13 protein-coding genes are annotated in these 10,766 nt (G+C 40.0%); 9 read left to right on the plus strand and 4 right to left on the minus strand.

All coding sequences use genetic code 11. The annotated features are described in order from the left end of the window. Positions 1–131: 131 nt before the first annotated feature. From QQK09_RS15030 to QQK09_RS15070, 9 genes are all read left to right on the plus strand, one after another. Positions 132–779, plus strand: coding sequence for a PepSY-associated TM helix domain-containing protein (locus tag QQK09_RS15030; RefSeq protein ID WP_284204977.1), 648 nt, complete (start codon positions 132–134; stop codon positions 777–779). Positions 780–845: 66 nt separating this feature from the next. Beyond that, positions 846–1,385 (plus strand): DUF2271 domain-containing protein, encoded by a 540-nt coding sequence (locus QQK09_RS15035; RefSeq protein WP_284204978.1) that lies wholly within the window; start codon positions 846–848, stop codon positions 1,383–1,385. Between the two features lie 78 nt (positions 1,386–1,463). Beyond that, positions 1,464–2,297 carry a DUF4198 domain-containing protein gene (locus tag QQK09_RS15040; RefSeq protein WP_284204979.1) on the plus strand — a complete coding sequence of 278 codons (834 nt, stop codon included), beginning with the start codon at positions 1,464–1,466 and terminating at the stop codon, positions 2,295–2,297. Continuing rightward, positions 2,297–2,617, plus strand: coding sequence for a hypothetical protein (locus QQK09_RS15045; protein ID WP_284204980.1), 321 nt, complete (start codon positions 2,297–2,299; stop codon positions 2,615–2,617). Before QQK09_RS15040 ends, QQK09_RS15045 begins: the two co-directional genes overlap by 1 nt. 15 nt (positions 2,618–2,632) lie before the next feature. Beyond that, entirely contained in the window at positions 2,633–3,187 is a 555-nt protein-coding gene (locus QQK09_RS15050; protein WP_284204981.1) for a DUF6162 family protein, read from the plus strand. A gap of 11 nt (positions 3,188–3,198) precedes the next feature. After that, the gene (locus QQK09_RS15055; protein ID WP_284204982.1) at positions 3,199–4,104 is read left to right on the plus strand and encodes a metal ABC transporter solute-binding protein, Zn/Mn family; all 906 of its coding nucleotides are present in this window, start codon (positions 3,199–3,201) and stop codon (positions 4,102–4,104) included. Beyond that, a complete protein-coding gene (locus tag QQK09_RS15060) occupies positions 4,104–4,859 on the plus strand; it encodes a metal ABC transporter ATP-binding protein (protein ID WP_284204983.1) in 756 nt (251 codons plus the stop codon). The genes QQK09_RS15055 and QQK09_RS15060 overlap by 1 nt, the downstream gene beginning before the upstream one ends. Further along, a complete protein-coding gene (locus QQK09_RS15065) occupies positions 4,859–5,737 on the plus strand; it encodes a metal ABC transporter permease (RefSeq protein WP_284204984.1) in 879 nt (292 codons plus the stop codon). The genes QQK09_RS15060 and QQK09_RS15065 overlap by 1 nt, the downstream gene beginning before the upstream one ends. Then, entirely contained in the window at positions 5,734–6,606 is an 873-nt protein-coding gene (locus QQK09_RS15070) for a metal ABC transporter substrate-binding protein (protein ID WP_284204985.1), read from the plus strand. The genes QQK09_RS15065 and QQK09_RS15070 overlap by 4 nt, the downstream gene beginning before the upstream one ends. Before the next feature lie 24 nt (positions 6,607–6,630). On the opposite strand, the gene QQK09_RS15075 is transcribed toward QQK09_RS15070, so the two are convergent. The 4 genes from QQK09_RS15075 to gltS all read right to left on the minus strand — a co-directional run bounded on the left by QQK09_RS15075 (position 6,631) and on the right by gltS (position 10,442). After that, complete coding sequence (locus QQK09_RS15075; RefSeq protein ID WP_284204986.1) at positions 6,631–7,518, minus strand: DMT family transporter; 888 nt, start codon at positions 7,516–7,518, stop codon at positions 6,631–6,633. Positions 7,519–7,672: 154 nt separating this feature from the next. After that, positions 7,673–8,353 (minus strand): DUF3334 family protein, encoded by a 681-nt coding sequence (locus tag QQK09_RS15080; protein ID WP_284204987.1) that lies wholly within the window; start codon positions 8,351–8,353, stop codon positions 7,673–7,675. Positions 8,354–8,482: 129 nt separating this feature from the next. Continuing rightward, a complete protein-coding gene (locus tag QQK09_RS15085; protein ID WP_284204988.1) occupies positions 8,483–8,908 on the minus strand; it encodes a hypothetical protein in 426 nt (141 codons plus the stop codon). Between the two features lie 310 nt (positions 8,909–9,218). Continuing rightward, positions 9,219–10,442 carry a sodium/glutamate symporter gene (gene gltS / locus QQK09_RS15090; RefSeq protein ID WP_284204989.1) on the minus strand — a complete coding sequence of 408 codons (1,224 nt, stop codon included), beginning with the start codon at positions 10,440–10,442 and terminating at the stop codon, positions 9,219–9,221. Positions 10,443–10,766: the final 324 nt, after the last annotated feature.

Below are 10,766 nucleotides of genomic sequence, written 5' to 3' on the forward strand. Positions count from 1 at the left end.
GGACAGTACATTTATAAAAACAATCACTTAGACTGGTATTTTTAAATGTAAATAATGTAAGTCTAATTACTTTGCAAATGATAATGAATTACATTTGCATTTATTAATTACAAGGTAGTGATGAAAAGAATATGTCCAATAGCATTGCAAATTCACTTAAAAATAAAAAAGTACAGTTATGGTCGCGTCGTTTACATATCTATATTTCGATGGCGCTGTGTCTGATTGTTCTGTTTTTTGCAGTTACTGGTATCACGCTAAACCGACCGCACTTGTTTGTTAGCGAACAGGCACAGGTTGAACAGAGTGTATTGAACCTTCCTGATTATCTATTTAGTTCTCATTTGGGTAGGTTTACACCGGATAAACCAGTGCTTCTTCAATATTTAGCGGAGCAGGGCGCGTTGTCGGGCACACCCTCAGCCATGCAGTTATTTACTGAGGTGGAAGATGGACAGTTAATCGAAGGTGAGATCTCCTTAGATTATAAAGGGCCTGGTTATAACAGCACGGTTTTTATCGATATGGTCAGCCAACAAGCTGAAATAGAAACCACTCACTACGGCGTTATTGCAGTATTAAATGATCTGCATAAAGGACGTAATAGTGGGCAGGTATGGGCTTGGTTTATCGATATAAGTGCGCTGTTGATGGTGCTATTTGTTTTGACAGGTGTGTGCTTATTAGTGCCAAAGAAAAAAAGTTTTAGCGTGGGCTTGAAATGGACCGCATTGGGTTCGCTGGTCAGCGTTGGGCTGTTTTTGTTTGCAGTTCCTTAATGCTTTCACAGCCATATTTTAAACAACAATCGTTTAATTGGATTATCTAAAAAGGAGTTTAACCGTTTGAAAATTAATAAGTTATACAAAGGGGGATGGGGCGTTGTATTGGTCTTGTTAAGCAGTATCAGTGTGGTGATGCCAAGCGTTGCCAAACCAGTTCCTAGCAGTGCACATATGGATATCGAGCTAATACTGCCAAATGTTGTCACTAGTATCTACGCGCGCCCTTATGTTGCGGTGTGGATTGCAGATACAGAGGGAAAATCAGTACGTACGATTCAACTATGGGTTGGTAAAGATGAGTGGTTAAAAGATTTGCGTAGCTGGTGGAGAAAAGTCGGCCGTAATGATCGTGCTGTTGTCGATGCCGTAACTTCTGCTACAAGACCCGCTGGTAAATATCGTTTTAGTTGGGATGGGTTAGATGAGCAAGGAGAGCGTGTCGAGCAAGGGCAATATACCTTTTATGTTGAGGTTGTGCGTGAGCATGGTGGACGTAATTATTTACGTCAAAAGCTACAACTTGCAGAGCAAAGCTTTACCCATCAATTAGAGCCAACTCAGGAAACTGGGCAGATAACGATTAATTATAACGTTAAGTAAAGGAAGCTGTCAGTCATCAGCAGTCAGTAAAAAAATACAAGCTATTAAATGCTAGCGGTTAAAAAAATGGAGAAAAATATGTTAAATAAAAAAATCAATGTGATGGTACTTACTTGTTCAATGTTAGCGGGGTTAACCTTTGCGAGTGTCGCGAATGCCCATCCACGCTGGGTGTTACCTTCACACTTCACTATCTCTAAAGAGGGCGGGGATTGGCTAAGTTTCGATGTCACCGCTTCTCATGGCGTTTTTGTGTTTGATAAACCAGCCGGCAGCGAAACGGCACAAATTATTATGCCCGATGGTCGAAAACAGCGTCCTGATTTTGTATTACGTGGGAAACGTCGATCCGTGTTTGATTTCCATTTTTCAGAGCAGGGTACGCATAAAGTACAGATTAATAATCAGGCCGGTTATTTTACTAGCTTTAAAGCAGGGCATCGCGATACGCCTAAACGCTTACGTGCTAACAAAGTCGATCGTGTTGCACTGTTACCAAAAGAGCCGCGTGATGTCGTGACAACCGAAACCTATACACGTGCAGAAAGCTATATCACGGTGGGTAAGCCAAGTGAAAAAGCATTTGAGCTAGAGGGCAAGTATTTAGAGTTATTGCCGGTCACGCATCCCTCAGACATTGTTGCTGATGAACCCGTGCGTTTACAGTTTTACTTTAATGGTGAAGCGCAAGCTGGGGTAAAAGTTGATATTACCCGTGAAGGCACTTTATATCGTAATCATCAGGAACAGATTGATGTGGTAAGTGATGAGCAAGGTTTTATTACTTTTACACCTGAGGTTGCGGGACGTTATTTATTAAAAGCGTCTTACAAAGCAAAGTTAGTAGACAGCCCACTTGCTGATCAAATGAGCGCTAATGTGCATTTTACCTTTGAAGCGATGTTACCTTAATGAGCTTGTGTCATAACCCAATACAGAAGTTAAGTCTCGCTGCGTTACTGTTTTTTAGCAGCGCTGCTTTGGCACATTACCCTTTGATGCAATGCGAATATGCAGAGCAAAAAATTGAGTGCGAGGCGGGTTATAGCGATGGTAGCAAGGCAATTGATTACCAAGTCAGCATGTTTGATTACGACGATAACTTAATTGCCAAAGTCAAAACAGATATTCGTTCTATTGCGACCTTTGAAAAAAGTGTGGATGAATTTTATATCGTATTTGATTCGGGTCATGAATACCCGGTTGAAGTAGATTCAGTTGAAATACAATAGCATAAGAGGCGAGCGATGATTATACAACCGGTTATCAGTGAAAATAGTGGCCAAGAGGGCAGGTGGATTGCTTTTTTATGCGTGATTATCGTCTCTATTGGTGCGTTGTTATTGCCTCAAAATCAAGCGCCGCATGAACATGTTTCAGTGGATAGTCATCAAATTTCGATTAGTGATTTAAGCGTCCAGCGACTGTCAATGATTGCCGATTTACGCTTAGCGCATGAAGAGGTTCGTGCGCTCTATGACGATACTGCTACTTGGCAAAGCATCACCCAATTAGCCGAGGATTGGTTAGCGCCTTTTGTGCAAGATAAAAGCTGGGAACATCAAGGGCGACATCATTGGCTGCAAATTGGCAATGGCATTTATCAAGGTCGATCAGAGCAAAGTGGAGGTGGTTATATCTTAAATAGCCAACACCGAGAGGTTGATGTTTGGCTAGATCTCAATGGAGAAGCGACTTCAATAGAGATGAAAAATGCTGTTTTATCTGCACAGGATCTGGTTGCTGCAGGCTGGACCCAAGTCGTTTTTAGCACTAAAAATGATATTCATCATAGGGATTAATGAGCGTATTTATGATATTTAAAACACTATTTTTAGGCTGTATTTTGCTGTTGCTCAGCACCGTGAGTCATGCACAAAAACTCACCATTGGTATTACATTACAACCCTACTTTAGCTATGTAAAAGCCGTTGTTGGCGATAAAGCAGAGGTATTAGCGCTCGTTGACGAAGGTTTTAATCCGCATAATTACCAACCGCAAGCGAATGACCTGCGTCGTTTAAAGCAGATGGATGTGATTGTGGTTAATGCGATTGGTCATGATGATTTTGCGATGAAAGTGATTAAAGCGGCAAATAGACATGATTTGATCATTATTAAAGCCAATCAAGATGTGCCCTTGTTACCTGCGATGGGGCAATCGGTTGGTACGGGTGCAGTAAATCCACATACCTTTGTGGGCATCTCAACCACGATTCAAAAGGTGTATAGCATCGCTAATGAGATGGCAAAAATAGACCCTGAGAATGCACAACAGTATCGTGCTAATGCCCGTGCCTACGCACGAAAATTTAGAAAGATGAAGCATAACGCAATGTTAGCGTTAGGTGATATTGACACTGCGGGTATGAAAGTCGCTACAACACACAATGCATACGGGTATTTATTACAGGAGTTTGGTGTTGAGGTAAATGCCGTGATTGAACCTGCCCATGGTGTAGAGCCAAGTGCCAGTCAGCTACAAGAGACCATTGAAAAAATTAGATCATCAAACATCGATGTGTTGTTTTATGAATTGAATATGCCTAATCGCTATGTGGATACGATCGAAAAAGAAACCGGAGTCAGGTTATACCGTTTCTCACATATGACCCACGGCCCCTATCGTGCTGATAAGGTCGAAGTAGAGATGCGCGATAATTTAGCGACGTTAGTCGAGTCAATGAGATTTGTTGCAAGTCAGAAAGGAGAACGATAGTGGGGCCTTCAATTTCACTTAACAATGTAAGCTTATGTTATGAAAATAACTGTATTTTAACTGGGATTTCAACGCAGCTTGAAGCGGGACAATGCCATGTCATTATGGGCCCAAATGGAGGCGGTAAAACGTCTCTATTACGCTCTATTTTAGGGTTAACACCTTTTAATGGAGAGATAAATATCCATTGGTCGAGCAGCAAGGGTAAGGTGGGTTATGTACCACAAAAAGCGACCTTTGAACCGAGCTTACCGCTCACGGTATTAGATTTTATTTTACTGAATCAAAGCCGTTACCCTCTCTTTTTTAAGACCAACAAAAAACACAAAGAAAATGCGATTGAACAGTTAAAGCGTGTGGGAATGGCGGATCGTGCGTTGTTGCGCATGGGGCAACTTTCTGGTGGCGAGCAGCAGCGCGTTTTGTTTGCGCAGGCACTGTTAGATGATCCGGACCTGTTAATTTTAGATGAACCGACTAATGGCATGGACGATCAAGGTGTGCGTTACTTTGAGTCTTTGATTACTGAGTTCGTGGGTGAGAAAAAAACCATTGTGGTGGTGCATCACGATATCAGTGCAGTACGTCGTTTAGACGCTCAAGTGCATGTTGTTAATGGTATTTTAATAGAGAGTGGCCGTGCTAGTGAGGTCTTAAAAGCGGAAAAAATAGAGCAACTATTTAGTCATTATCGTCATGCTCCAACTCAACAAACTAAGATACACAGTGTGAATAGAAAAAGTGAGGCTGCATAATGGATTTTTTACGTCTATGGGCTAGCCAAGGTGCGCAAGCGGGTTGGTTAAGTGAGAGTTTTTCCTACGCGTTTATGGTCAATGCGTTAGTGGCTGCGCTCTTATTAGGACCATTATTGGGGGGCTTAGGCACTCTAGTGATCGCCAAACGTTTAGCCTTTTTCTCTGAAGCTGTCGGTCATGCGGCATTAACCGGTATTGCTATTGGCGTACTGCTTGGCGAACCGCCTGAAAACCCTATTATTGGGCTGTTTTGTTTTTGTATGCTGTTTGCACTGATTTTGCATTTTGTACGTAATCGTACTGCGGTACCTTACGATACATTGGTGGGGGTTTTTCTTGCTGTCGCATTAGCAGGCGGCGCTGCATTACTTATGTATGTGGCACGAAAAATCAATATTCATATGTTAGAAAATGTATTATTTGGCTCTATTTTAACTATTACCGACTTTGATCTGTTGGTATTGGCATTGAGTTGCGCATTAATCGTGCTGGGGCTTATTTTTACTTTTAACCGTATTTTACTTGCCTCTATTAGTCCCGATATTGCACGTGTGCGTGGTCATAATACCCACTTTTACGATTACCTGTTTGTGATGATGATAACTTTGGTGACTATCGCTGCGGTTAAGATTGTAGGTGCGGTGCTGGTGGGCGCATTGTTGCTGATACCGGGTGCGACTGCGCGTCTATTAACAAAAAGTATGGGTAGTTTTGTCTTACTGTCCTCTTTACTTGCGACGCTAAGTTGTTTGATTGGTACGTTATTACCAATGGAATTACAATTACCCATCCCCTCCGGTGCATCCATTATTTTAGTTGCAGCGAGTTTCTTTGTCGTCACTACGATTTTCCGTATTGTAGGCAGAAATTCATGAGAAAAAAATATCTATATCATCGACTGCTACTCTCTTTTTTAACACTTTTTACAAGTCAGTTATTAGCTAAGGATGTGTTAACTGCGACACCTGTGACCTATATGCTAGCGACAAAATTAATGCAGGGGACGCCAATTACAACCACTTACTTAGCACCCAAACGCTATGGTATTGAACGTTTAAATAATTGGTATGCAGGTAGAGGGGAAACTGTCATATATGAAGCTGCACAAGCAGCTCGTGTAGTGATCACTTTAAAGGCTTTATGGCCTGATGATGCACTATTCAATTATGCACGTGAGGGTAATATTAACCTGATTGAGATTGATGCATCACAATCTATTTCTCCTGCTGCTAAAGGTATTGCAACAGTGCGATTGCCCGATGGAGGTCAGTCTTTATACGCATGGTTAAACCCTAATAACTTAGGTACGATGATCAGTATTGTTGGTCAAGATTTACAGCGAGTTTGGCCTGAATATGCTGCGCTTATAAAGCACAACCAACAACAGTTATTAGTGAATATTCGCTTGCTGATCAATCAGCAGCAGCAAATATTATTTGATAAAGAGATCGACTCGGTGGTGCTACTTTCTGACCAATTAGAGGATTTTTCCGCAGCAAACCAGCTGTTTGTAGAGCATCGCTTATTAACCGCAGAATTAGAGTGGAGTGAACAAGAGATCGCTAGTTTGCAAAAAATAGTAATGGAATCACCACATTTATGGATCCTCACGAATAGAAAGGTGTCAAAACAGTTAGCCGATTTATTACCTCATTTTTCTAATATCTTAATCATCGATACTATTGATCGTTGGGGCGCGAAGGGAGTTAACCTCGCGCACCCTTTACAGCGTTGGTTATTTTAGATTAACAAATAAGGGGGGAGCCCCTTATTCTAATTGCTTCGCTTTAATACGTCTTCCACCAACTTGATACAGTGTTAAACCAATAATCACAAACAAAGCGCCGATAAAGAGATTCGGTCCAACAGGTTCATCGTTGATAAGTGTACCTAAGGTTATCGCTAGCGGCGGTGTCATTAAAGTCACCAATGCAACCGTTGTCGCATTGAGTTTTTGTAAGATATAAAAGTACCCCAGAAAACCAATCAATGATGCAAATATGCCCATATAAATGATTGCGCCAATCGATTTTGCTGACCACTGGGCGATATTAATTTCGCCATCAAGTAACAACCAACACATAAAAAACAGGGGAACAGAAAAATATAAGGCCCCTAATGTGGTGGCAAAAGGGTGGATGTTAATGTGCACACTTTTGACCATTACCGCGCTTAAGCTAAAGAAAAATACGCCTAATAAAACAAAAGCAATACCGATTAATTCACTACTGCCGGTGCTGATATTATGCCAAGCAACAATCGCCAAACCAAACAGTGAAACGCTAAAAGCAAACCAACGCAACGGCGTAAATTTAGGTTCATTAAGGATTTTTTGCGCCATCAAACCGGAGATAATGGGGGCTAATCCAAAAATAAGCGACATTAACCCTGAGCTTACATAGCGAGAGGCCATATAGCCCCAAAACATACCACCAAAAACGCCAATGGTGGAATAGCTATAAAGTTTCATAGCTTGCTTGGTTGTTGGGATATGAATGCGCATGACGACTAAAAATAGGGTACCAATGATCATCGCTAAGAACATGCGTAAAAAAACAGCCATCATTGGATTAACGGTTTCGCTGCTCCAAATAATACCAAGAGGGGTTGTGGACCAGATCAGTACAACACTAAGATAAGCAATTGAGACATTCATTAAATTTAAGGGTTCCTTTTTTATGGTTGAAGTTCGATGTATTTTAATTGAATAAAGGAAATCGAACTTTTTTAGTCGTTTAACGACAAGATGCCTGCACATTAATACGTGCAGGCATCTTGTCTGTAACAGAAACACAAGTCAATCAGTCAGTTTAAAATCCGAGTTCATCGAGTAGATTTTGGTCAACCAGTGATTCTGTTGCTGCTGCTTTCTTCTCTTGCTGCTTATTATTTGCTTGTTCTTCTAAAATTGTATCCGCATCAAAGGCTTCACGTTCTTCAAAATTAGGCAGTTTAATAAATTCTGTTTTATCCATTGCTAACTCTAAATAGAAAATATTATTCTTTTCGGTCATAAAGGTAACACGTCTTGCTTGCGGTCTGTCCAAGTTTGTATCAATGGATAGCTGTACCTGTTTATTAATGGTTAACATTTTTGGTTGGTTTTGGGTGATTGAAGTATGTAGTTCATGGCCGATCACACCAGTAAAATCACCTAAAATTTGATTCATTAATTCACCCATCACATCACCCACTTCGTCTGCTGTATGAGATTTAGCAAGTTCGTTTTCAGGGATCCCCATGTGGGTCATATAATTGCTATATATCTCGACCGCTGCATTTGCACTAAAGTTGATCACCACTAAACCTGAGAAACCACCATCAAACAGGACGAAACAACCAATATCCGGCTTTAGGCAAGTCTTGTTGATCTTTTGCGCCATTGAAGAGTAATTAATTGGGTGAGCGGTTGCTTTTGTGAGGACTGATTTTATTGAGTTACATAACACCAGTAAAATATCGTCGGTGTTAATTGTTTTGCTTTTAGCCATGAAAATCCCTTAAAGAATAAAAATATTATTATTGTTTTCTTCAAGGGTAAATTATTACTTCAAGTTTGTCTCAATACAGATCTAACTTTTTGTTTTATTGATATTATTTTAAAGTAATCAGTTTTAGGTTTAACTGTTTATTACATTTTTAAAATGCTTCTTTTTACTTACTAAATAGTCGATATCTGGTGGGAAGTCTTTGTTCTTTTTAGCATGTTTCATCATATCGAATATTTTGAATTCGGTTAAAATTGCAAACTGATAAGGTTGAAAGTCTTCATTTGCTTGTTTTGTTGGGTCGAAGTATTGCTCACCAATCTTAACAATTGCTTGATCAAGCAATGGATCTTGGCAGATATAACCTAAGACATAACGGTCTGCTTTTTTATAAACAACATTCATATAGCTATTAAAGAAGCTTTCGCCTTCTTTTGTTGTACAACTTTCCAGTGCATCATCAGTCATCGCATTAACGGTAACGATGCGAATATTGTCGGCAATAAAATTAAGATCGTTTAACTGTTGCTTGATAATCTCAAGGTTAAGTGCAGTCAAAATAGTTCCTCATTATAAAAAAGGGGGGGAGTATACCCGTTAGCATTCAAGATGCAAAACTCTGCTAGAAAGCGATGGGCTACGAGTATCGAGCCATGAGCCAGGAACTAATGTTCGAAGCTAATAGCTCGTTATACCAAAGGAATTAATAAAGTGATCATTCTTGCTGGTTAAAATCATCCCTAACTGCGTTGTGAGTTTTGAAGTGAGAACAACTATCTCCTGCAACTCACGCCTTATTAGTAATAATTTTTTCTGCGCAAACTCTGATCACCTATTAAATTCCATTGGTATTACTCGAACCTCGAGATTAACCTAAAAAGGCGATGTAGCCTTGCAGGATAATAAGGTTAGTAATGTCGATAAAGAATGCACCAACGATTGGTACCACCATAAAGGCTGTTGGTGAAGGGCCATTGCGTGAAACTAATGCCCCCATATTCATCACTGCTGTTGGTGTTGCACCCATACCGAAGCCACCGTGACCGCCAGCTATTACCGCTGCATTATAGTCACGACCCATAAAGCGGAAAGTGACAAAGTATACAAACAGTGCCAATACCATCGTCTGACAGAATAGAATCACCAGTAATGGTATTGCTAAATCAAATACTTCCCACAGTTTTAAACTCATCAATGCCATTGATAAGAACAGTGATAAAGAGACGGTACCTAAGATATCAACGGTTTCAGAGTCAACTTTATAGAGCTTACTGCTTTCTGTTACGTTAGTGATGATCACACCGATAAATAGCGCATAAACAAAGTTAGGTATTTTCAGGTAACTGATATCAAAACTATCAACAAAGTCTTTTGCGTAGGTTGAACCAACCACACAAATCAGCATGATAAACAGTGTTTCTTTAATTTTCTTAGAGGTTACTTTATCTTCTTCAAGGTCGTTATAGGTCACTAACTCAGGGTGTGTATCATGATGATTAGCCCCTTTACCAAATTCAGATTCTAAGTTGTTTTTATCAATGAGACGCTGTGCAACAGGACCGCCAATAAAACCACCCATCACTAGGCCAAACGTTGCTGCCGCCATCGCGAACTCTAAGGTTTGTAAGCCATAATCATCATTAAAGGTTTGTGCCCAAGCAGCCCCTGTACCGTGACCGCCAGAAAGCGTAATAGAACCGGCGATTAACCCTAATAAAGGATCTAACCCTAACGCGGTCGCAAGACTAACACCAACGCCATTTTGAATGACGATATAAACGCTTGCTACACCTAAAAATACAAATACCTTTTTACCACCTTGCGCTAACAGTTTGAAGCTCGCAGAGAGGCCAATGGTACTGAAAAATAGCAACATAAAGGTTTCTTGAAGCGGTAAGTTGAACCTTACATTAATGCCTTTCTGATGTAATACGGTAATTAAAATAGCGATAGCAAGCCCGCCTAATATAGGCTCTGGGATATTAAACTTTGCTAACTTAGGGATAGTCTTGTTAATTAAACGCCCGATAAAAAGAACCAGGATAGCGGTTATCAGCGATTCGATGACACCAATTTCAATAATATTTTCCATATCGTTTCCATTTTTATGATTTGCGCGGATTGTAACTTAGGTTTAGACGATAATTGTGATCTCGCTGCCTTTTTTTATGAATATTTACCAAAATTGATAAATTTTGATTGGATTTTGAGCGGACATGAAGAAAAAGTACTTTTTAGATAACAAAATAGCATCGGGAAGTGTTGTTTTTGTCAGCACTTGTGGTGTGAATTGATGACAATGTTTAATTATTTGTTTTCAATATTTAAGCTGGAGGTAACTAATTTCATTAAAAAAAACGGAAAAACAGGATTTTAAGTGAATTATTTTTCCTTTAAATTGCATTAATATTCACTT

It is taken from the genome of Psychromonas marina, assembly GCF_030161115.1.
Classification (GTDB): domain Bacteria; phylum Pseudomonadota; class Gammaproteobacteria; order Enterobacterales; family Psychromonadaceae; genus Psychromonas; species Psychromonas marina.